The organism is Klebsiella planticola (assembly GCF_000783935.2).
In the GTDB taxonomy this organism is placed as follows: domain Bacteria; phylum Pseudomonadota; class Gammaproteobacteria; order Enterobacterales; family Enterobacteriaceae; genus Klebsiella; species Klebsiella planticola.
Window position 1 is genome coordinate 5,295,795 of sequence record NZ_CP026047.1, and the last position, 20,599, is coordinate 5,316,393.

Annotated in this window: 21 protein-coding genes and 2 tRNA genes; 7 read left to right on the forward strand and 16 right to left on the reverse strand. The window is 51.9% G+C overall.

Features of this window, described 5'->3' with window-relative positions; all coding sequences use genetic code 11:
- Nucleotides 1-13: 13 nt before the first annotated feature.
- Both dcyD and tcyJ read right to left on the reverse strand, forming a co-directional pair.
- Nucleotides 14-1,000 carry a D-cysteine desulfhydrase gene (gene dcyD / locus MC50_RS25525; protein ID WP_004864169.1) on the reverse strand — a complete coding sequence of 329 codons (987 nt, stop codon included), beginning with the start codon at nt 998-1,000 and terminating at the stop codon, nt 14-16.
- A 94-nt stretch (nt 1,001-1,094) separates the two neighbouring features.
- A complete protein-coding gene (tcyJ, locus tag MC50_RS25530; protein ID WP_004864171.1) occupies nt 1,095-1,895 on the reverse strand; it encodes a cystine ABC transporter substrate-binding protein in 801 nt (266 codons plus the stop codon).
- Nucleotides 1,896-2,095: 200 nt separating this feature from the next.
- Here tcyJ and amyA point away from each other — a divergent pair, with 200 nt between their 5' ends.
- The gene (amyA, locus tag MC50_RS25535; RefSeq protein WP_032695309.1) at nt 2,096-3,583 is read left to right on the forward strand and encodes an alpha-amylase; all 1,488 of its coding nucleotides are present in this window, start codon (nt 2,096-2,098) and stop codon (nt 3,581-3,583) included.
- Between the two features lie 46 nt (nt 3,584-3,629).
- On the opposite strand, the gene yedD is transcribed toward amyA, so the two are convergent.
- Nucleotides 3,630-4,046 carry a lipoprotein YedD gene (gene yedD / locus MC50_RS25540; RefSeq protein WP_162180082.1) on the reverse strand — a complete coding sequence of 139 codons (417 nt, stop codon included), beginning with the start codon at nt 4,044-4,046 and terminating at the stop codon, nt 3,630-3,632.
- 462 nt (nt 4,047-4,508) lie between these two features.
- Here yedD and rcsA point away from each other — a divergent pair, with 462 nt between their 5' ends.
- Complete coding sequence (rcsA, locus tag MC50_RS25545; RefSeq protein WP_032699325.1) at nt 4,509-5,132, forward strand: transcriptional regulator RcsA; 624 nt, start codon at nt 4,509-4,511, stop codon at nt 5,130-5,132.
- 54 nt (nt 5,133-5,186) lie between these two features.
- Here the strand turns inward: rcsA and dsrB are convergent, their stop codons facing one another.
- Nucleotides 5,187-5,375, reverse strand: coding sequence for a protein DsrB (dsrB, locus tag MC50_RS25550; protein WP_004864183.1), 189 nt, complete (start codon nt 5,373-5,375; stop codon nt 5,187-5,189).
- Nucleotides 5,376-5,560: 185 nt separating this feature from the next.
- Here dsrB and yodD point away from each other — a divergent pair, with 185 nt between their 5' ends.
- Nucleotides 5,561-5,788: a YodD family peroxide/acid resistance protein gene (gene yodD / locus MC50_RS25555; protein ID WP_032686881.1), complete on the forward strand. Its 228-nt coding sequence runs from the start codon at nt 5,561-5,563 to the stop codon at nt 5,786-5,788.
- Nucleotides 5,789-6,077: 289 nt separating this feature from the next.
- Here yodD and dgcQ read toward each other — a convergent pair whose 3' ends face one another.
- The 3 genes from dgcQ to MC50_RS25570 all read right to left on the reverse strand — a co-directional run bounded on the left by dgcQ (nt 6,078) and on the right by MC50_RS25570 (nt 9,026).
- Nucleotides 6,078-7,751: a cellulose biosynthesis regulator diguanylate cyclase DgcQ gene (gene dgcQ / locus MC50_RS25560; protein WP_032695310.1), complete on the reverse strand. Its 1,674-nt coding sequence runs from the start codon at nt 7,749-7,751 to the stop codon at nt 6,078-6,080.
- 107 nt (nt 7,752-7,858) lie between these two features.
- Entirely contained in the window at nt 7,859-8,038 is a 180-nt protein-coding gene (locus MC50_RS25565; RefSeq protein WP_015583987.1) for a YodC family protein, read from the reverse strand.
- Between the two features lie 76 nt (nt 8,039-8,114).
- Nucleotides 8,115-9,026 carry a DUF808 domain-containing protein gene (locus MC50_RS25570; protein WP_032686879.1) on the reverse strand — a complete coding sequence of 304 codons (912 nt, stop codon included), beginning with the start codon at nt 9,024-9,026 and terminating at the stop codon, nt 8,115-8,117.
- Nucleotides 9,027-9,255: 229 nt separating this feature from the next.
- Between MC50_RS25570 and yedA the strand changes: the two genes are divergently transcribed.
- The gene (gene yedA / locus MC50_RS25575) at nt 9,256-10,167 is read left to right on the forward strand and encodes a drug/metabolite exporter YedA (protein WP_015583985.1); all 912 of its coding nucleotides are present in this window, start codon (nt 9,256-9,258) and stop codon (nt 10,165-10,167) included.
- Here yedA and MC50_RS25580 read toward each other — a convergent pair.
- From MC50_RS25580 to drpB, 4 genes are read right to left on the reverse strand one after another with little or no spacing between them, the layout of a single operon-like run.
- Nucleotides 10,142-10,597, reverse strand: a complete 456-nt coding sequence (locus tag MC50_RS25580) for a very short patch repair endonuclease (protein ID WP_052135823.1) — start codon at nt 10,595-10,597, stop codon at nt 10,142-10,144. The genes yedA and MC50_RS25580 overlap by 26 nt on opposite strands.
- 19 nt (nt 10,598-10,616) lie before the next feature.
- On the reverse strand, nt 10,617-12,050 hold the full coding sequence (locus tag MC50_RS25585; RefSeq protein ID WP_047665675.1) for a DNA cytosine methyltransferase: 1,434 nt from the start codon (nt 12,048-12,050) through the stop codon (nt 10,617-10,619).
- Nucleotides 12,051-12,106: 56 nt separating this feature from the next.
- Nucleotides 12,107-12,802, reverse strand: a complete 696-nt coding sequence (locus MC50_RS25590; RefSeq protein ID WP_047665257.1) for a phosphohydrolase — start codon at nt 12,800-12,802, stop codon at nt 12,107-12,109.
- 42 nt (nt 12,803-12,844) lie between these two features.
- Nucleotides 12,845-13,126 carry a cell division protein DrpB gene (gene drpB / locus MC50_RS25595; RefSeq protein WP_032686876.1) on the reverse strand — a complete coding sequence of 94 codons (282 nt, stop codon included), beginning with the start codon at nt 13,124-13,126 and terminating at the stop codon, nt 12,845-12,847.
- 593 nt (nt 13,127-13,719) lie between these two features.
- On the opposite strand from drpB, the gene MC50_RS25600 reads away from it, so the two are divergent.
- Nucleotides 13,720-14,790, forward strand: a complete 1,071-nt coding sequence (locus MC50_RS25600) for a porin (protein ID WP_032695315.1) — start codon at nt 13,720-13,722, stop codon at nt 14,788-14,790.
- A 293-nt stretch (nt 14,791-15,083) separates the two neighbouring features.
- Here MC50_RS25600 and MC50_RS25605 read toward each other — a convergent pair.
- Nucleotides 15,084-15,173: transfer RNA gene (locus tag MC50_RS25605), tRNA-Ser, on the reverse strand.
- 87 nt (nt 15,174-15,260) lie between these two features.
- On the opposite strand from MC50_RS25605, the gene mtfA reads away from it, so the two are divergent.
- Both mtfA and MC50_RS25615 read left to right on the forward strand, forming a co-directional pair.
- On the forward strand, nt 15,261-16,061 hold the full coding sequence (gene mtfA, locus MC50_RS25610) for a DgsA anti-repressor MtfA (RefSeq protein WP_163920771.1): 801 nt from the start codon (nt 15,261-15,263) through the stop codon (nt 16,059-16,061).
- A 100-nt stretch (nt 16,062-16,161) separates the two neighbouring features.
- Nucleotides 16,162-16,237 (forward strand) — tRNA-Asn (locus MC50_RS25615).
- Nucleotides 16,238-16,354: 117 nt separating this feature from the next.
- Here the strand turns inward: MC50_RS25615 and MC50_RS25620 are convergent.
- The 4 genes from MC50_RS25620 to MC50_RS25635 are packed head-to-tail and all read right to left on the reverse strand — an operon-like array spanning nt 16,355 to nt 20,587.
- Entirely contained in the window at nt 16,355-17,218 is an 864-nt protein-coding gene (locus MC50_RS25620; protein WP_047665259.1) for a ribokinase, read from the reverse strand.
- A 2-nt stretch (nt 17,219-17,220) separates the two neighbouring features.
- Nucleotides 17,221-18,078, reverse strand: coding sequence for a MurR/RpiR family transcriptional regulator (locus MC50_RS25625; protein ID WP_047665261.1), 858 nt, complete (start codon nt 18,076-18,078; stop codon nt 17,221-17,223).
- Nucleotides 18,078-19,049 carry an ABC transporter permease gene (locus tag MC50_RS25630; RefSeq protein ID WP_032686872.1) on the reverse strand — a complete coding sequence of 324 codons (972 nt, stop codon included), beginning with the start codon at nt 19,047-19,049 and terminating at the stop codon, nt 18,078-18,080. Before MC50_RS25630 ends, MC50_RS25625 begins: the two co-directional genes overlap by 1 nt.
- A 35-nt stretch (nt 19,050-19,084) precedes the next feature.
- A complete protein-coding gene (locus MC50_RS25635) occupies nt 19,085-20,587 on the reverse strand; it encodes a sugar ABC transporter ATP-binding protein (RefSeq protein ID WP_032695316.1) in 1,503 nt (500 codons plus the stop codon).
- Nucleotides 20,588-20,599 lie beyond the last annotated feature (12 nt).

The window sequence follows — 20,599 nt, forward strand, 5'->3', positions numbered from 1 at the left end:
TGTATGTTCTGCTTTAGATATGGGGATGATAGGCAAACAGCGCCGGCGCTCCACCCGTGTGGATAAATAAAATCGGCCCTTCATCCTTAAAGCGCTTCTGATTAATGCCGTCAATCAACCCGGCCATCGCTTTGCCGGTATAAACCGGATCCAACAGAATGCCTTCCAGCTGCGCCAGCAGCTTCACGGCTTCCATTCCTTCGTCGTTCGGCGTGCCATATCCCGGCGCAAAATAGTCATCCCACAGCTTAATCTCCGCATTGGCCTGCAGCTCCAGGCTGTTCGCCACCGCCTGCTGAAGCGCGACGACTTTCGGCAACTGATCCGCCACCTTGCGTGATACGGTAACGCCAATCAGCTCAGCGCCAGGCATCAGCTGTTCCAGTCCTACGGCCAGCCCGGCATGGGTACCCGCGCTCCCGGAGGCGACCACCACGGAAGAGAGTTCGACGGCGCCTTCGCACTGCTGGGCGATTTCGAGGGCACTTTCGACATAGCCCAGCGCGCCAAGCGCATTGGAGCCCCCCACCGGAATAACGTAGGGCCGATAGCCCTGCGCTTCAATGCGGGTTGCCAGCTCTTCCAGCTGAACATCGGGTTGGGTCAGCGCATCGCACATCTCAACCTGAGTATTAAACAGATCCAGCAGCAGGCGGTTACCGTTGGTCAAATAGTTCTCGGCGCGAGTGCCGATAGGGTTTTCCAGCAGCGCCACACAGTGCAGACCCAGTTTTGCGGCCACCGCCGCCGTTTGACGAACGTGGTTCGACTGAATCGCGCCGGCGGTGATTAACGTATCCGCGCCTTCACGCAGCGCATCTGCCGCCAGAAACTCCAGCTTACGCAGCTTATTGCCGCCCATCGCCAGCGGGGTCACGTCGTCACGTTTAATAAAAATCTCGCGGCCCAGATGATCGGACAAGCGCGGTAGATATTCCAGCGGCGTCGGCGCGCCAATCAATTCCAGGCGCGGGAAGCGCGTTAAATTTTGCAGTGACATGGTACCTCCTGACTGAGTTATCTTTATTATGCACACACTGGCGTACGAAATAAAAAAAGGCGCTATCAATAGCGCCTTTTTTCACCGCCAGCCGTTACATCGTCACGTCGGCGCCAAACCATTTTTCCGACAGCGCTTTCAGGCTGCCATCTTTCTGCATATCAGCAATAGCGCCATCAACCGCTTTCAACAGGTCTTCGTTGCCTTTACGCAGCGCCACGCCAGACTCCTGGCGGGAGAACGCTTCGCCGGTCACCGCCAGGGTATTGCCGGTTTTCTTCACCAGATCCAGCGCCGCCAGGCGATCGACCAGAATCGCGTCAATACGACCCACGCGCAGATCCTGATATTTAGTCGGGTCATCATCATAGGTACGAATATCTACGCCCTGGACGTTCTGGCGCAGCCACTCTTCGTAGTTGGTACCCAGACCGACGCCGACTTTTTTGCCTTTCAGGTCAGCCGCGGTTTTGATAATGCCTTCGTTGCCTTTTTTCACCAGCGCCTGAATACCCGACACCGTATAGGGGGTAGAGAAGTCATACTTTTGCTTGCGCTGATCGGAAATGGTGACCTGGTTAATCACCACGTCAATACGTTTGGAGTCGAGGGAAGCCAGCATGCCGTCCCATTTGGTCGGTTTCAGATCGGCCTTCACGCCCAGATGTTTCGCCAGCTCATTAGCAAAATCAACCTCGAAACCGGTCAGCTTACCGTCGTCGCCCTGATAGCTGAACGGCGGATAGGTCCCTTCCAGGCCTACGCGCAGCGTCCCGCGCTCTTTAATCTGCCCCAGCAGATTTTCCGCAGCAAACGATTTTGCGCTGACGCCGGCCATTAAAACTACAGCCATCGCGCCCATCAGCGCCTGACGACCCAGAAGTGCTAATTTCATAGATGCCCCTGATAAGTGATATTTTCCAGTAGTGTAAGGCGTTTAGTTTCGCTCACCAACACCTATACGCTACATCTTATTCCGAAACATTATATACGCAGCGATTTAAGACATAGCGAAAAGAGAACCAAAATTCATCGGATTTGCTGGAGATATCTCATACTGCAAAGGTCAGCTTGATGACGTCTGGAGCATGGAAGATGAAAAACCCCACGTTACTACAGTGCTTTCACTGGTATTACCCCGCCGGCGGCGAGTTGTGGCGCGAGGTCGAAGCCCTGGCCCCGAACCTGAATGAAATTGGCATTAACATGATTTGGCTACCGCCGGCTTACAAAGGCGCGTCCGGCGGTTACTCCGTCGGCTACGACAGCTACGATCTGTTTGATCTCGGTGAGTTCGACCAAAAAGGCTCCCTTGCCACGAAATATGGCGATAAAGCCCAGCTCCTTGCCGCCATTGCGGCCCTTCACCAGCACGATATCGCGGTGCTGCTTGACGTGGTGGTCAACCACAAGATGGGCGCAGATGAGAAAGAGCAAATTCGCGTGCAGCGCGTCGATGAGCAGGACCGGACGCAAATTGCTGAAGAGATTATCGAATGCGAGGCCTGGACACGCTACACCTTCCCCGTCCGGGGCGGGCAGTATTCTCAGTTTATCTGGGACTACAAATGTTTCAGCGGCATCGATCACATCGAGAATCCCGACGAGGACGGCGTTTTTAAAATTGTTAACGATTATACCGGCGAAGGCTGGAGCGATCAGGTCGATGATGAAATGGGTAATTTCGATTACCTGATGGGCGAGAATATTGATTTCCGCAATCATGCGGTCGCCGAAGAGCTGAAGTACTGGGCCCGCTGGGTTATGGAGCAAACCGGCTGCGACGGTTTCCGTCTCGATGCGGTTAAACATATTCCCGCGTGGTTTTATAAAGCGTGGATCGACCATGTCCAGGAAGTGGCGACAAAACCGCTGTTTATCGTGGCTGAGTACTGGTCGCATGAAGTTGATAAGCTCCAGCAATATATCGAGCGCGTCGACGGTAAAACGATGCTGTTTGACGCCCCTTTGCAGATGAAGTTTCACGAGGCGTCACGCCAGGGGCGCGACTACGATATGAGCCAGATTTTTAGCGGCACGCTGGTTGAAAGCGACCCGTTTCATGCCGTTACGCTGGTGACCAACCATGACACCCAGCCCTTACAGGCGCTGGAGGCCCCCGTCGAACCGTGGTTCAAACCGCTGGCCTATGCGCTCATTCTACTGCGCGAAAACGGCGTTCCCTCGGTTTTTTATGCCGACCTCTTCGGCGCCAGCTATGAAGATACCGGTGGTGATGGCCAGACCTATGCCATTGAGATGCCGGTGATTGAACAGTTGCATGAACTTATTGACGCCCGCCAGCGTTTTGCTCACGGCGTCCAGACGCTGTGGTTCGATCATCCCAACTGTATTGCGTTCAGCCGCAGCGGCACCGATGAAGATCCGGGATGCGTCGTTGTATTGTCTAACGGCGATGAGGGAGAGAAGCTGCTGACGCTGGGTGCCAACTATGGCAATAAGCGCTGGAAGGATTTTCTGGGCAATCGTCAAGAGGTGGTGGAAACCGACGACGAAGGCTGCGCCACCTTTACCTGCAACGGCGGAAGCGTCAGCGTTTGGGTCATTGAGGAGGTGCTGTAGTCGTTGGAAGCACGCGGGCTGAACGTCGCCTCAGCCCGCAGCGGCATTAGTTCACGCTTTTCCCTGCCGCGGCTTTTTTCCACGCCTGCTCGCACTCGGCGGTCAGGCGGTCAACGCGGGTCAGGGTCATGCGATCGTATTGCAGCGTGTTACCTGAACGCTCAACAGGATACACATCAAGTCTGGAGGTGACGTTATAGACCTGCTCATCACGCAGCATTAATTTACCCGGCGTGGCGATGACGCGCTGCCACTGGCGACAATCGAGGGTATCGCCATTTTTCGTCACAATCAGGCTGGCAATCGCGTCCGGGCTCATCATTTCGCTCTGCGGGCCTTTTGACTGCCAGTATCCCTCTAACCCGGCGGGCGCTGGCGCTTTGACGACGGTATCGTAATTATCAACCTGGACACATCCCGCCAGCATCAACAGCGCACCGGCAATCACTAACTTTTTCATCATCCATCCCACAAACCGATAAAAAAGTATTGTGGCATTAAAGCGTTAAGCCCGCCACCCCTCCCGCTGACCCGCGTCAAACTGGCCAACATGACCCTACGCAAAACGCCACCGTCGCCCTCGGAAAAAATGCCGCCGCATTATTAATTAATAACGATAATGAAGCAGTGATGACAAAATGCTGGCTATTTACGCAATCAACATAAGGAAAATCCTAAAAATATTTATTATTTGGGGCCCACGCTCTCCGGGAAAGCGGCAATTTTGCTTTTAATTCCCTCACATAACCCGGACCGCACATTACTTTGGGAGTATTCCTGGCAAATTATGGGCAATATTACGGAATAGTTTAGACTCTCTGATGGTTCCTGTGCTGAACCGGGTTTTTATTACCCACTTAAATGGATTTCATCGCACTTGTCGGCGAGGGATAAATTGTCGTTACGTGTTGATTGAGGATGGGTCATGTCAACGATTATCATGGATTTGTGTAGCTATACCCGACTGGGATTGTCCGGGTATCTGACAAGCCGGGGAATAAAAAAGCGCGACATTAGTGAAGTACATTCTGCGGAATGCCTGAAAGAAGCCTGTGAATTCATGCATCCGGCAGTGGTATTTATCAATGAAGATTGCTTTATTCATCATCCGGACAGCAATCAGCTTATCCGGCATATCATTAACCAGCACCCTGGGACGTTATTTGTTATCTTCATGTCGTTAGCTAACATTCATTTTGATCACTATCTGCTGGTGCGCAAGAATTTACTTATTAGTTCCAAATCGCTGACACCAAAAGACCTTGATGAAATTCTGGGTAATCGTCTTAAATACGATAATTACAGCAGCGCCCGCATCAATATACCGACACTTTCGCTAAGTCGTACCGAATCGAATATGTTGCAGATGTGGATGGCGGGCTATGGTACGGCGCAGATTTCAAGCCAAATGAACATCAAGGCGAAGACGGTTTCGTCGCATAAAGGAAATATTAAAAAGAAAATTCAGACTCACAATAAACAGGTGATTTACCATATCGTGCGCCTGGCGGAAAACATTACCAGCGGAATACACGTTAACCTGCGCTGAACCATGCGCAGGCAAAACTGGCGGTGCTCTCCGCCAGTTCAGATGCCTCACGAACTAATCTTCTCTCTCAACAAAGATCCCGTCCGGATGCCCTGCTTCGTTAAAAAACCAGATCCCCAGCGGGTAGTCTTCCAGCGAAACCAGATACATTGTCCCTTCACTAAACGACTCTATTGCCAGAACTACACCCGATCGACGTGGGCCACCGTCGGTCTTCACCGTGACACGATCGTTCACCTGCATAACTTATCTCCTCTATTTTTGAGCCAGTGTAGAACAAAACTGCCCGCTGTGCAGCGCCCTGCCCGGTGAGTGGCGTTTTTATAGACCATCCGCCATTGCGGCTGCCCCTGATGCTGCGCCGACCATCCTCTGATTTTATGCCTATACTTAAACAGGCACGATCTGAGCCAAGCGAGGTAGCCATGATGAAAACCGCCAAAGGTAGTGGATATGAGGGAAGTCGCGGGGTGAATGTCGATGTAGATGCCCTGCTGGCGGCGATTAATGAAATCAGCGAGAGCGAGATACGGCGTTCGCGGGACGATCCGCATCACGTCAGCGTTGATGGCCGCGACTATCACACCTGGTGCGAACTAGCGGAAGCGTTTGAACTCGATATTCATGACTTTAGCGTCACGGAGATCAACCGCTAGGTACAGGTGAAAAAAATCCCGACTCGCAGGAGTCGGGATGAAACTTGCTAATGCAAGAAGCACTTGAAAATTCGTTACACCGGGATATCCGTTGCGGGAAAACATTATCCTCAATTATTTTGCATGACAAGAGCTATTCATGAAGAAAATAATTGAGAAATGGGATGAACTTTCTGTCACTCACCCAGGATGCTGATGGCGCAAGGGTTTATTGCGTTCTTTTTCCCCCGATCGCTCACTGACCTCGGGTGTTTTTTTAAGATAAATCTCATTTCCCAAAAGCGACGCACTACAGCAAATCGGTAAAGCAGACCTGGTTGCGTCCATTTTGTTTGGCGAGGTAGAGCCGGTGATCGGCCGTTGACTGCAGGTTTTCAAAATTAAACCCGGCAGAATCATCGCTGCTGCTCACCCCCAGTGAAGCACTGATCCGCAAACTGGTGTCGTTGCAGAGGAGAATTTCACGGCTGTAAATGCGGATGCGGATACGTTCGGCGATGGCTGTCGCCATCTGTAAGGTGGTGTCAGGCATCACAACACAAAACTCTTCACCGCCGACACGTCCAGCCAGATCGCCTTCACGGATGTTGCTGGCAATGGTACTGGCAACCAGCGACAGCACGCGGTCACCCGCCTGGTGTCCATGCTGGTCATTCACCTTCTTAAAGTAATCGAGATCGAGCTGGATCACCGAGATCGGCCGACCTGTCCGCTCGCACATTCTGGTGGTGGCAATCGCCCTTTCAAATAAGGCGCCGCGATTCAACAGGCGGGTTAACGCGTCATGCCAGGCCTGCCACTCCAGCGACTTTTGCAGAACACTCATGTTGCGCACCATCCGCAAAATCACCTGCCAGGAGATGAGCAGCATCAGCGTAAAGAGTAGCCACATCAGCGTCAGCGCGATAGTAATGGTCCCGAAAGCACCGCGCACGCCTTCCTGGAGCGTATGGATTCTCAGCAGCATGCCATCAAAGTTGTTTAATTTCTGCCAGCTGATATAGCGCGTTAATAAGCGAATCCCCCCCTGGTTTTCATGCAAAAACGCGTAGCTAAGCATTGCCCGTTCACGGGCAGACAACAGGCTCAATACATTCCCCGACGCTGAGGAAGCTATCAGGTTCAACCGACTGTCATACAGCTGGTATTCCCCCTCCTGGCCTCCCTTAATAGCGCTGACCAGAAACGCTTTCATCTCTCGCACCGAAAAATCCATCGACAGCACGCCGAGCCAGTCATGTCGGAAATCAAGGGGAATAGAGGCCGTCACCACCGAATCATCGTTTTGCGCGCGCTCATCGAAAACGGTCTGCCAGATAACCCCGCGATCGGGATTGTTCCGCTGCGATTGCCGGATAAACCACGAGGCGGCGATCGCATGGGTATAGAGCGTCTGGGCCTGTACCGCGCTCTTTGGCAATTCGGTGCTGGTAAAAAAACCGCTGCGCGAAATGTACAGCATGCGTTCGTTAAAGCCACGATTATCGTTGACCAGACGCAGGAGATACCCCAGCTCCAGAACCGCCATCAGCTCATTACCGGTCAGGGCATCGTTACGCGAGAGCGCGCTCTGACTGTCGACAAAGTCATCGGAGACGCCATACACCGGGAGAGTACGCCGGTTATGTAACGCCACGGACCAGATAGGTTCATGGCGTTTGCTCATGTATTCCTGCTCTGCATGACGCAAAATCTCAAAATCCAGCGGCGTTTCAAGCGCCGACTGCATCCCGTTGCGGAAAAACACCATTCTGTCGATGTTGAACAGCAGCAGACTGTCCATTTCATGGGCGACGTTTTCAAGATTGTTGCGCTGGTTGGTAACGTAGGCCCCTTCCAACACCATCACTTCACGCCAGATCAGGAGCGTAGAAACAAAAAGTACTGCGACAAAACAATAATTAACCACATGTCCCGGGCTAGAAACACGGCGAAGTTTTCTTACCCACTGTGGTTTATCCATTGTTCTCTCGCAGTACCATCAAAACAACAAACGTCATCAACGCTCCCTGTTGGTTAAATAAGCAGTATAACGACAAAGCGCCCGGCTTTTGCCGGGCGCTACAGGAGTCAGGCACTCTTCTGTCGCTGCCCTTCCCCACGAACTAACTCATCTTCGCGGAACGCCTCGCGTTTAACGACATAACCGTCATACCAACGACATTCAACCATTCCGCTGGCGAAGCCCGTCACAACCATGCGCGGCCCTCCGCTCTTTCGCCTCACTTCATCACTGACCAACAATACCATTTTTTAGTCCGTCATCTGGGAGAAACTGTTTCACCATAGACGAAGCTGAGCGATTTTGCATAATCAGCGGCAGATTTTACTCCGCCGTAGCGCGAAACCCGGTGATAACCTTCACGCCAGCCAGCACCACCGCGCCGACGATAAAGCCTAGCACCAGGTTGACGCCGGTCGGCAGCAGTGAGGCAATGAGAGCGGACTGCTCCCCTGCCCAATGTTCAACCGCATGATGAAGGGGCGCGATGCCGTGTACGATAATGCCGCCGCCGACCAGAAACATCGCCAGTGTCCCGACGATGGAGAGAAGCTTCATCAGGCGCGGCGCAACCGCCAGTAACCCGTTACCGACCCAGCGCGCCAGCGCGCTGCTCTTCTTCACCAGCCAGTAGCCCATATCATCCAGCTTCACGATAATCCCGACCAGGCCGTACACGCCAACGGTCACCAGGATCGCAATCCCGGAGAGAATCAGAATCTGATTGAGCAGCGGCGCATCGGCCACGATACCCAGCGTAATGGCCACGATTTCAGCGGACAGAATAAAGTCTGTGCGTATCGCCCCTTTCACTTTATCACGTTCAAATGCCAGCGGATCTTGCTGCGCCAGCGCCTCCAGACGCTGCTGACGGGCCTGCGGATCTTCCTTGTGTTTGCGCGCCTGCAGGCTGTGCAGCACTTTCTCAACGCCTTCATAGCACAGGAATGCGCCGCCCAGCATCAGCAATGGCGTAATCGCCCAGGGAATAAACGCGCTGATCAGTAAGGCCAACGGCACTAAAATCACTTTATTGACGAACGATCCCTTTGCAACGCCCCAGACAACGGGGAGCTCACGATTGGCCCTAACGCCCGTCACCTGCTGGGCATTAAGAGAGAGATCGTCTCCCAGCACGCCGGCCGTTTTTTTCGCTGCCAGTTTCCCCATCATGGAAATATCGTCCAGCAAGGTGGCGATATCATCCAACAGCGTTAAAAGACTACTTCCTGCCAAAATTGTATTCCTTCATTTATTGAGGGTTAATCCCCAGGCGCTCCGGCTGCAGCCTGAACGCTTAGCGACCATGTCCGCATAAGTATGAGGTAAAAGTGCTTTTTCGCCCAGAGGTGCACAGAGTCAATATAAATTTAACAATTATCGATCAATTAAAGCACTCGCCAGCGCAGTAGTTTTCACGTTTACTATATGTCTCCTTTCTATCTCTGTACCGTCGTGAGGACGTATGTCTACCCGCCAGCTTCTGCCCCTTATCGGAGCCCTGTTTGCGCTTTATATCATCTGGGGATCGACCTATTTTGCCATTGCCATTGGTGTTGCCAGCTGGCCCCCGTTGATGATGGCCGGTATCCGCTTTCTCTCCGCCGGCGGGCTACTGCTCGCTTATCTGCTGGCAACCGGTCACTCGCTTCCGCCGCTCCGACCTCTGCTCAATGCGGCACTGATCGGCATCCTGCTGCTGGCCGTCGGAAATGGTTTTGTCACCCTGGCCGAGCACCAGCATGTGCCTTCTGGCATTGCAGCGGTCATGGTGGCGACTGTGCCGCTCTTCACGCTCTGCTTTAGCCGTTTTTTTGGTATCACCACCCGCAAGATTGAGTGGCTGGGGATTGCCATCGGTCTGGCGGGCATCATTCTGCTTAACAGCGGCGGGAATCTGAGCGGTAATCCGTGGGGGGCGCTGTTGATTCTTATCGGTTCCATGAGCTGGGCATTTGGTTCCGTTTACGGTTCCCGGATTGAGCTTCCGACAGGCATGATGGCCGGTGCGATTGAAATGCTCGCCGCGGGAGTCGTCCTGGCGGTCGCCTCCTGGGCGACCGGCGAAACCCTGAGCCAAATGCCGTCGTGGTCAAGTATTTTTGCCGTTGCCTATCTGGCGATTTTTGGCTCTCTTATCGCCATTAACGCCTACATGTATTTAATTCGTAACGTCACCCCCGCCGTCGCCACCAGCTACGCTTACGTGAATCCCGTGGTGGCGGTCCTGCTGGGGACCGGATTTGCCGGAGAGAGCCTCTCGTCCATCGAATGGCTGGCGCTGGGGGTAATTATTTTTGCCGTTGTGCTGGTCACGCTGGGGAAATACCTGTTCCCCGCCCGAGCTGAAGTTACGCCTTGTGAGGTGGAGAAGTAAGCTGTAGCTCACCAATGCCCAGCGTGTCGATCTGCGCGCGGTCACCACCGCCGCAGATCCACTCTTCCAGGCGCTCAGTCAACGCCTTATCGCTCAGCTTTAATCGCCCGCGCAGCGCACATTCCCAGACGATCAGCACCCGCCACCCTCGCTCCTGCAACCGCAGGATATCGCGGCTATCGCGCGCGACGTTCTTGCCGATTTTATCCAACCAGAATTCCGTGCGCGTCGCGGGCACTTTAAACAGATAGCAACGATGGTGATGCCAGAAACAGCCGTGGGTAAAAATCACGCAGCGGTACTCTGCCACGACAAAATCCGGACGCCCCGGCAAAGTCGCATCCTGAACAGTAAACGTAAATCCGCCCTGAGCGAGCAGCGCGGCGAGCCGTTTTTCGATCGCCGTATCGCGCTGGCCAATCGCCCGCATGTTTTTACTGCGCGTGTTTTTATCGTGGACGTCCACCGTCTTGATCCTCGGATTCACGCTGCGCCACGGCCTGCTCGATTCGCGGCGCAAGTAATTTCGCGACGGCCGCAAACACCGGCACCACGACTGAATTACCGAACTGGCGATAGGCCTGGGTATCGGAAACCGGAATGCGGAAGCGATAGCCCTGCGGACTTTCAAACCCCATCAACCGTGCGCATTCGCGCGGCGTCAGCCGACGCGGACGACGAAGCTGATTTTGCGTATCGTCGAAGTGTTGTTCGCCCAACGGGCGATCCCAGCCGCGATCGACCAGAATCTCGGCACCGTCTTTGTAATAGCGCGCGGATAGCGTGCGCGCCACGCTCTGAGGATTGCGTGGATCAACCAGTCCGTAACCAAACCCGTTGCCCAGCGCCTGATGCTTGCGCGCATAGTGATACAGATACTTCCACAGCACCGGCGTCAGAATAAATTTAGCATCCACCGTCGGTTCCAGCAGATCGCCAAAGGTCGGGCGCGCGGTCGGGTAAAATTTTGAGATATCGCGCAGGGTAAAACCGTCGTGCAGCTGGAGATCGCGACGGAAGCCCACCAGCACAATACGTTCGCGGTGCTGGGGTAAGAAATGACGTCCATCGATCACTTTCGGATCGTCGGCGCCGCTGTGGTCGGCATCGGAGACTTCATAACCCAGCTCATCCAGCGTCTGCATGATAATGCGGAATGTCCGTCCTTTATCATGGCTTTTCAGGTTTTTAACGTTCTCCAGTACAAAGATGGCAGGCCTGCGGGCAGCGATAATTCTGACCACATCAAAGAACAGCGTTCCCTGGGTTTCACACGCGAAACCGTGGGCCCGGCCCAGCGCATTTTTCTTCGATACTCCGGCCAGCGAAAAAGGCTGGCAGGGAAAGCCCGCGAGCAGAACATCGTGCGGAGGAATCGTATCGCGAATATGCTGCGCGGCTTGTTCATCGCTCACATCCGGGCGATGGCTGAGGGTAATATCACGAATGTCTTCGTTGAAGCGGTGTTGATTCGGGTCACAATACCAGTTGGCTTTGTAGGTGCGCACCGCATGCTTATTCCATTCACTGGTGAAAACACACTGTCCGCGGATCGCCTCAAAGCCGCTGCGGATCCCGCCGATTCCGGCAAACAGATCGACGAACCGGAAAGCATAATGGGGATGGTGGGCCGGCGGTGGCGGCAGCAGCGTTGCCAGACGGGCATACTCTTTGGCCGTAATACGGTTAGCCGCCCGCTCAACCGTCGCCACGCGTTTTAATATAGCCGGGCTCCAGTGACGATCGCCAACGGCCAGCAGAAATGCCACCAGCATTTTCACATCGTATATTGCCATCAGCTGGCGCAGCAGCGCCTGAGCCTCTTCCCCGGCATGTTCCGGTGGCAACAACAGGCTCTTTTCCTTCGATAAATTTTGCGGCATACCCTCAACCAGCCCGAACAATTTTGCAGAGATTACCATAAATCATGCGGGCAGTTTCAGGCCAGTGGCTCAAAGCGCCTTAAAACCGCCTCATCGACCGACTGCGGGTCGCCGCGAAGCTCAGCGCTAAGCTTGGCCATAAATTGCACGAGGAAGCGCGCATTGTGTAGCGCCATCTCTTTGCCTTTGTCCGTTTGCATCGTCTCGGGTAAACGCAACAGCTTGCACTGGAAATGGTACAGCGCATATTTTTTGTCATCCAGCTTACGCCGGTCAGCAAAGGGATCGTCAGCATCAAACAAGATGTTGTTCAGTGCCCCGGACACCGCGAAGACGCGGGCCAGTCCAATTGCGCCGAGTGCCTCCAGCCGATCGGCATCCTGGACAATTTTCGCCTCTGCGCTTTGCGGGGAAATACCGGCACTGAAACTGTGCGCTTCAATCGCGTGATAAACGGCAGGATAGCGGTCGCACGGAAAGTCCGGGAATGACGACTGGAGAATAGCCAGCGTTTTTTCTGCCGCCATCACCGAGGAGCGGCTGCGCTCGGGATGGTTTTTCGGCAGGCTAATAATGTCATGAAAATAACAGGCGGTCAGAATGACCAGACGATCGACTTGACTCTCTTCAGCCAGCCGCTGTGCGGTTCCCCACACGCGCCGGAAGTGCGAAATGTCGTGCGCCGAGTCGCCCTCGGTGAGATGTCCCGCAAGCCAGGCTTCAAAGCGTTGCTGCCAGTCAAGTTGTTGCATACACGTTCCTCTGAGAGAAGGTCAGCGTTGAGCATAGCAACTTTAATCGTGTTGTTCATGCATCCCGGGGTCAGGGCGGGTGTACCAGGCTATCGCCCCGAGGATGGCGCCGACAACGCTCAGCACAAGAAAACCGAGCAGAGCACCAAGCCACTTACCTGACGTCGATCCCAGATCGCCGTCAATTGTTGCGCCGGGGACACTTTCAATTTTACCAACGACCCACCAGTAGCGCGCCATTGCCCACAGAAAGTAACCACAAAAGGCATAAAAGACCCACAGGGCAAGTTTCCCGCCCGGGCTTCGTTTCGCTTTCTGCTCCATTAACTCCTCTCCTTTAACTGACAACGAAACCGCAGCACATGGCCAAAAAAAAAGTGATGCGCGTCACATTATACTGTGAAAAAGATAACGAAACAGCACCTTCCTCCCATGAACAACCGCGTTTAACCATCGCGAGATAGCGATGCTTTCGCGCCAGCATCTCAGGATTTATTGTTCATCGTCGTAAAGCCGCGACGGAGAATAATAACAAGATACCTGAGGGATATTTTTCCATCGTCAAAACCTGCATCAATCCGAACGCGTATTTCAGCCTGGGTTATTACCCATGAGTTAAATAACCCACCCAAATCATTCAAACAACAATCATAATTCATAGAAATAAAATTAGCGACATAAATATATCAACAGAAACACTTAACTTATTGTTATTGAAAACAATAAACAACAAAAATACATCATTCCAAAATGATAACTTTTTAATATAAAAATTCAAATAGAAACATTTTGTAATATTGGATATAACTTATTTACATTTTTATTTTAAATAAAAGTGAACCTTACCGATAGTATGAAATTGTTTTCTGCAATACTCATCTCCATTCATATTAATGATGATTAAAAGGGAATATATAATGAAAAGAAAAACACTGGCACTTCTGGTTCCGCCATTACTATTGGCCGGAGCAGTTAATGCGGCAGAAATCTACAATAAGAACGGAAACAAGCTCGATTTCTACGGCAAAATGGTAGGTGAACATATTTTCACCGACACCGATCGCAACAACAGTGACAACAACTCCAGGGATACCACTTACGCCCGTTTCGGCGTCAAAGGTGAAACCCAGATTAACAGTGACCTGACTGGCTATGGCCGGTTTGAGTACAACATCAAAGCGGATAAACCAGAAGGCGAACAGGGTAGCGCTACGCGTCTGGCGTTTGCCGGTTTAAAATTCGCCAACTACGGCTCATTTGATTATGGTCGTAACTATGGCCTGGTTTATGACGCGGCGGGTTACACCGATATGCTGGTCGAATGGGGTGGCGATGGCCTGGTGGCGACCGACAACTTTATGACGGGTCGTACCAACGGGATCGCCACCTACCGTAACAGCGACTTTTTCGGCCTGGTTGACGGCCTGAATATCGGGCTGCAATACCAGGGTAAAAATAATAACCGCGATCGTTTAAAAGCTAACGGTGACGGCTATAGCACATCGGTCGATTACAGTATCGATGGATTTGGTTTTGCCGCCGCCTACAGTAATTCAGACCGTACCGACGAGCAGACGGCAGACCGTAAAGGTGAAAACGCAGAAGTCTGGAGTTTAGCCGCGAAGTATGACGCCAATAGCATTTACACGGCGGTGATGTATGCCGAATCGCATAACATGACGCCAATGGCCAACGGCGTTTTCGCCAACAAAACGCAAAATATCGAGGCCGTCGTTCAGTACCAGTTTGATTTCGGTCTGCGCCCTTCTCTCGGCTATGTCTATGCTCAAGGCAAAGATCTCGGCACAAACGGCGGCAAGGATGCTGAAATTATGAATTATATCGAACTGGGTACCTGGTACTACTTCAACAAAAATTTCAATGTCTACAGTGCTTACAAATTTAACCTGATCGATCACAAAGACAGCATCATCACGGGTGCCGCCGAAGACGATCAGTTTGCTGTCGGTATTACCTATCAGTTCTGATACGATTTACGCTTTAAAGCCCGCCGTGTGCGGGCTTTGTTTTTCAGATTCGACTTCTGCTCTGCCCGCCGCGTCTTCCCTTAACGTCAGTAAACGCCCTTCTCTTCTCGATAGTGATGAGGACAGAAATCTTCCGCTCGCAGGAAGCATTCCGATATCATCGAGGTGAGCTCTTCCCGTCAACGAGAAATCAGAGGATGATGATTGATGGACATTCGACGCTCGGTTATACCAACACAATAGAAGTGTGTGACGCGGGTCGTTGAAAGGAATTGTCGTAAGTGTTTGAATAGTGGCGGAGAGAGGGGGATTTGAACCCCCGGTAGAGTTGCCCCTACTCCGGTTTTCGAGACCGGTCCGTTCAGCCGCTCCGGCATCTCTCCGCTGAGGTTGCTATAATGCCAGGTTCTTTGGCACTTTAATAGTTCCTGTCTCTTTAATGATGTTCAAGTGACGACTTTGCGAGCAATATGATGTTTAAATGGCCCTGGAAAGTAGATGAAGAGTCCGGCAACGCAGAAATGCCCTGGGAACACGCGCTTGCCATTCCTGTTTTAGCCAATCTTTCTGCACAAGAACAGCAGGAACTGGTGCAGATGGCGGCACGCTTTCTGCAACAAAAACGTCTGGTTGCCCTGCAAGGGCTTGAACTCACTCCGCTGCAAAACGCCCGCATTGCAATGTTGTTCTGTTTGCCGGTTCTTGAGCTTGGCATTGAGTGGCTGGATGGCTTCCACGAGGTGCTAATCTACCCTGCCCCATTTGTGGTTGACGATGAATGGGAAGACGATATTGGTCTGGTCCACAGTCAACGGGTCGTCCAATCCGGCCAGAGCTGGCAACAAGGGCCCATTATCCTGAACTGGCTGGATATTCAGGACTCTTTCGATGCATCTGGTTTCAACCTTATCGTGCACGAAGTTGCACATAAGCTGGATACCCGCAATGGCGATCGCGCCAGCGGCGTGCCGCTGATTCCGTTGCGCGAAGTCGCTGGCTGGGAGCACGACCTCCACGCGGCGATGAATAACATTCAGGATGAGATCGATCTGGTTGGGGAGAGCGCCGCCAGCATTGACGCCTATGCGGCGACCGACCCGGCCGAATGTTTTGCCGTGTTATCTGAATATTTCTTTAGCGCACCAGAGCTGTTTGCTCCGCGCTTTCCGGCGCTTTGGCAGCGTTTTTGCCATTTCTATCGTCAGGATCCCTTACAAAGATTACGTGAGAATGGCCAGCTGGATACAGACGACGGGCATCTTGTGCACTAAAACAACGAGTTGATTTAAATTTAGCCATTTGAATCAGTGAGTTAATTTTAGTGTTGACACAAAAATGCCAGGCCAGTAGTATGCGCCTCGTTCACACGATTCCTCTGTAGTTCAGTCGGTAGAACGGCGGACTGTTAATCCGTATGTCACTGGTTCGAGTCCAGTCAGAGGAGCCATATTTAAGAAGCCCGCTTAAGAAAACTTAAGCGGGCTTTTTGCTTTTCATTCTTCTTCTGAAGAAAAATCAGCTGCTAATTTTGCCATACTGAGGCTCTGGATGACGGAATACTTCTTTATGCCCGGGGCTGAGAGACATGGCGGGCGGCAGCTTCATTCGCCCGAAATACCGCATCGCTAAGCACCTCTCCATGCATCAGGCTGGTGCATAAAACCCCCATAAAACAATCACCAGCGCCATGAGTACTCACCAGCGTTATCCGCCTGGCGGCTAAAGTCGAGCCCGCAATGCCCGCTTCACAAAACGCGACACCATGTTCGCCGGCTGTGACAACAACCTGAGAGAAACGTTTAGCCAATAATTCCGCAGCTTCCAGGGCTGAGGAAAGGTCGTTCACCGTCACTCCACACATATCACGTGCCTCTATAGCATTAACCACCAGCAACGTGATGCAGCTTTCCAGCTGCGGGCTCAGTTCTCTGGCCGGCGCCGCATTGATACAGACAGGAATCCCCCGCTTGCTGGCTTCGATGGCCGCATACAGATTTATCGTTTCCGGAACTTCGTTCTGGAGAACCAGCATTCCGGCATCTTGCCAGATGTCACCCTGTTGAAAGAGTTTTGCAGGAATATGCTGATTCGCATTTGAGACGACAACCGCACCATAATCACCATCGACATCAGAAATCGCCACGCTCATCCCGGAAGGGATCTCATCTATTGTGGCGACCGATCCGATATTGACTCCGGCATCACAAAGCGTCTGCAGAAGAAACGCCCCTTGCGCATCAGCCCCTACCGCACCAATAAAAATGACGTCCCCTCCCGCACGAGCAGCGGATATGGCTTGATTGCCCCCTTTACCGCCAAATTTGTAAGTGCAGCCCGAGCCCATTACCGTTTCACCTTTTTCCGGACGATGGTGCGCATCCAGCATAATGTCGTAATGAAGGCTCCCCGCTACAACAATTTTACTCATGGTTAATATTCCCGCAGGTCCTGAACCGCATGCTGGGTTTTCATCAAATTCTTCTCCGCCTGCTTCAGATCTTTCTTGGCAATGGCCACAAACAATGCATCCAGAATATTGAGCTGAGCAATGCGTGACGCGGCGTTTTCCCCTAACAAATGCGATCCCTGAGAAGTTGAATTGAGTACCACATGCGCGTTACGCGCAATAGGCGATTCGGCATAATTCGTAATCGCAATCACTTTGGCACCATTGCGTGCCGCCAGTTTTACCGGATCGTTAACGGCACGCGTTGCGCCAGAGTGACTGATTGCAAGTACAGCATCGTCGTCAGATAGCACCGCAGCGGACATCAACATAATATGGGCGTCATCATATACCGTCGACTTAATACCAATTTTTAAAAGCTTGTGGGATAAGTCACGTGCTACCGTGGCGGAACCACCGACAGCATATAAGTCAATATGTCGAGCCTTGAATATAATATCCGCAGCGCGGTCGAACTCTGCAATATTCAGAATAGACATCGTCTCTTCAATAGCCTGAATTGATGTTCTGAATACTTTTGACAACAGTTGTTCCGATGAATCATCAGGCTCAATTTCCGCGTGTAAACTTGCCACCTCAGATTGGTTATAATAAATCAAACCAGTTCTGAAATTTCTAAAACCTGAAAAGTTAAGCTTCTTGGCTATTTTGACAATCATCGCCTCTGAAACATTATTCTCGAGGGCAATTTCTTTTAGAGAAGTTTGCTCAGTAATATCAGTTCGGGCGATGATAGCCTCAACCACACGTCGCTCTAAAGGTGTCAGCTGGGGTAGTCGCATACGTATTTGAGCACCAATGGCTCGTGGATCCTGCTTCATTACTTGCCTCTGGTCGCTCTGTCAATCAACATCGCTATGATAATAATAAGACCAGTCGCAAGCAATTGGTAAAAAGCCTGGATATTAAGTAACGTCAGGCCATTGCGTAGCGCACCAAGAATGATGGCGCCGATAATTGTACCTACTACGCTACCTTTCCCTCCCATCAGAGACGCGCCGCCAATAGCCGCCGCGGCAATGGCATCCAGTTCCCACAGATTGCCAATCGTTGGTTCCGCTGCACCTAACCGACCAATCAAGATCAGTGAGGCCAGAGAGGCCAGGGTTCCTGAGATAACAAATACCGTGACTTTGGTTCTTTTCACCGGCACGCCGGCAACGCGAGCCGCTTCTTCATTGCCGCCGACAGCCAGAATATATTCTCCTAACGGCGTTTTATTCATGACGGTCCACAGTACCAAAGCAATAACGGCAACAATAACGATAGGCGTTGGAATGCCAAAAATTTCACTGTTAATCAGGCTACGAAATTCCGTCGGGATACCAAATACCGGATTGCCGCCGGTATAAATCAGTGCGATAGCACGGAACAGCGACAGCCCCCCGAGGGTAACAATGAAGGGTTGCAATCCGGCATAGGCCACCAGCGAACCGCTAAAGACACCGCAGATAGCCCCAATTCCCAGCGTTGCCAGAATGGCCAACGGCACGGGGACTCCGGCAACCATCATGGTTGCCCCTAAAACCGCTGATAATGCTGCAGCCGGACCCACCGAAAGATCGATACCTCCGGAGATAATCACCAGGGTCATCCCGAGCGCAATTAATGCGTTAATGGATGATTGCTGTAAAATATTCAACAAATTAGGAATAGTGAAAAACACCGGTGATAAAAAAGAAAACGTAATAATGATAATAAGCAAACCAATTAAGGTTCCGGCATCGCGAAGGTTAAATTTAAACGGCAGTGCACGAAGCTTTTCTGGCCGGGAATTACTTTGTGAAATCATGATTATGGCCTTTCAAATTAATAAAGGTAAGAAATTCAAATGGTCTCTTCGACATCTTTAATGGCATAGCGTGCAATATTATCTTCCGTGATGGCGTCACCTTTCAGTTCCTTAGTAATCTTCCCTTCACGCATAACCAGTACTCGGTCAGAAATACGAATAATCTCTGTCATCTCTGAAGAGACAACAACAATTGCCTTGCCTGAACGGGCCAGTTTTTCTATCAGATTATAAATTTCTGATTTCGCCCCAATATCAATCCCTCGGGTTGGTTCGTCAAACAGAAAAACCTGAGCATCTGCGGCAACCCAGCGTCCAATAATAACTTTCTGCTGATTACCGCCACTTAATGTGCCAATCGTTTTATCAATGTTCAGTGGTCGTAGCTTCAAATCGCTCATGACTTCATGCGCAACCCGGTTAAGCTTAACTTTGCCGATCATCCCGGCAATGGTGAAGTTACGCATCGAAGGCAGTGCCATATTCATCTTCACCGCACGCTCTTTGATAATCCCTTCTTTCTTACGGTCCTCCGGGACCAGGCCAATGCCTGCCCGAATCGCGGCACTGACGTTGTGATTACGCACCGCCTGGCCATTAACAAACACGTTACCGCTGCTGCGTTTATCAATACCGGCAATCAGTTTCATCAGTTCCGTACGCCCGGCGCCGACCAGACCCGCAATACCGAGCACCTCACCCGCACGGACGGTGAAACTGGCATCGCGCACAGCGCCACCACGCGAGAGATTCTCAACGCGAAGAACTTCACGGTCGGTCACATATGAGTTGTGCTCAAGTTTCTCAATCTTGCGTCCGACCATTTTTGAGACAATGCTTTCTTCATCCTCATCACAAATGTTCACCACCCCAACCTGCCTGCCATCACGCATAATAGTGGCCCGGTCGCAGACTCTGAAAATTTCGTTCATCTTATGAGAAACATAGATAAGCGATACCCCCATAGACTTCAGATCCGAAATCAGTTCGGCCAGCCGGTCAAACTCTCTCGGCGTCAGACTGGATGTCGGCTCGTCCATGGCGATGATTTTTGCATCGTCCAGCATGGCGCGAGCAATCTCCACGATCTGCTGCTGTGAGACTTTCAGGTTCTTGATCGGCTCATTGGGATCAATTGTCGGATCCAGCTGTTTGAGAATCAGCTTCGCTCTTTCCAACTGAGCGTGTTTATCCACCCATAAACCTTTTGCCCTGGTGAGCGGCCGGCCAAGAAACATATTCTGCGCAACGGAGAGTTCCGGAACATGCTGTAATTCCTGATGAATCATGGCAATACCGGCATGACGGGCGCTGAGCGGATTCTTCATCTGAACGGTCTGTCCGTTCACGCTAATCTCGCCGCTATCGGCCTCTCGTACACCTGAAAGAATATTTAACAGCGTGGATTTTCCGGCGCCGTTTTCACCAATCAGGGCATGAACCTCGCCAGGTTTGACCGAAAAGTCCACGTCCTGTAATGCCGCCGCGTTACCGTATGTCTTACTTATCCCACGCATCGTTAAGCGATACTGTTCCATACACCCTCCGCC

Bases quoted from the DNA above. Each gene is read 5' to 3' on its own strand.
- MC50_RS25565 (WP_015583987.1), bottom strand. From the start codon at position 8,038: ATGGTATTGTTGGTCAGTGATGAAGTGAGGCGAAAGAGCGGAGGGCCG.
- tcyJ (WP_004864171.1), bottom strand. From the start codon at position 1,895: ATGAAATTAGCACTTCTGGGTCGTCAGGCGCTGATGGGCGCGATGGCT.
- MC50_RS25585 (WP_047665675.1), bottom strand. From the start codon at position 12,050: ATGCCGCAAAATTTATCGAAGGAAAAGAGCCTGTTGTTGCCACCGGAA.
- MC50_RS25620 (WP_047665259.1), bottom strand. From the start codon at position 17,218: ATGAGTAAAATTGTTGTAGCGGGGAGCCTTCATTACGACATTATGCTG.
- dgcQ (WP_032695310.1), bottom strand. From the start codon at position 7,751: ATGGATAAACCACAGTGGGTAAGAAAACTTCGCCGTGTTTCTAGCCCG.
- yedD (WP_162180082.1), bottom strand. From the start codon at position 4,046: ATGATGAAAAAGTTAGTGATTGCCGGTGCGCTGTTGATGCTGGCGGGA.
- MC50_RS25630 (WP_032686872.1), bottom strand. From the start codon at position 19,049: ATGATTTCACAAAGTAATTCCCGGCCAGAAAAGCTTCGTGCACTGCCG.
- dcyD (WP_004864169.1), bottom strand. From the start codon at position 1,000: ATGTCACTGCAAAATTTAACGCGCTTCCCGCGCCTGGAATTGATTGGC.
- mtfA (WP_163920771.1), top strand. From the start codon at position 15,261: ATGATGTTTAAATGGCCCTGGAAAGTAGATGAAGAGTCCGGCAACGCA.
- dsrB (WP_004864183.1), bottom strand. From the start codon at position 5,375: ATGCAGGTGAACGATCGTGTCACGGTGAAGACCGACGGTGGCCCACGT.
- rcsA (WP_032699325.1), top strand. From the start codon at position 4,509: ATGTCAACGATTATCATGGATTTGTGTAGCTATACCCGACTGGGATTG.
- amyA (WP_032695309.1), top strand. From the start codon at position 2,096: ATGAAAAACCCCACGTTACTACAGTGCTTTCACTGGTATTACCCCGCC.
- MC50_RS25580 (WP_052135823.1), bottom strand. From the start codon at position 10,597: ATGCGGGCGATTGGCCAGCGCGATACGGCGATCGAAAAACGGCTCGCC.
- MC50_RS25600 (WP_032695315.1), top strand. From the start codon at position 13,720: ATGAAAAGAAAAACACTGGCACTTCTGGTTCCGCCATTACTATTGGCC.
- yodD (WP_032686881.1), top strand. From the start codon at position 5,561: ATGAAAACCGCCAAAGGTAGTGGATATGAGGGAAGTCGCGGGGTGAAT.
- MC50_RS25635 (WP_032695316.1), bottom strand. From the start codon at position 20,587: ATGGAACAGTATCGCTTAACGATGCGTGGGATAAGTAAGACATACGGT.
- MC50_RS25590 (WP_047665257.1), bottom strand. From the start codon at position 12,802: ATGCAACAACTTGACTGGCAGCAACGCTTTGAAGCCTGGCTTGCGGGA.
- MC50_RS25625 (WP_047665261.1), bottom strand. From the start codon at position 18,078: ATGAAGCAGGATCCACGAGCCATTGGTGCTCAAATACGTATGCGACTA.
- drpB (WP_032686876.1), bottom strand. From the start codon at position 13,126: ATGGAGCAGAAAGCGAAACGAAGCCCGGGCGGGAAACTTGCCCTGTGG.
- yedA (WP_015583985.1), top strand. From the start codon at position 9,256: ATGTCTACCCGCCAGCTTCTGCCCCTTATCGGAGCCCTGTTTGCGCTT.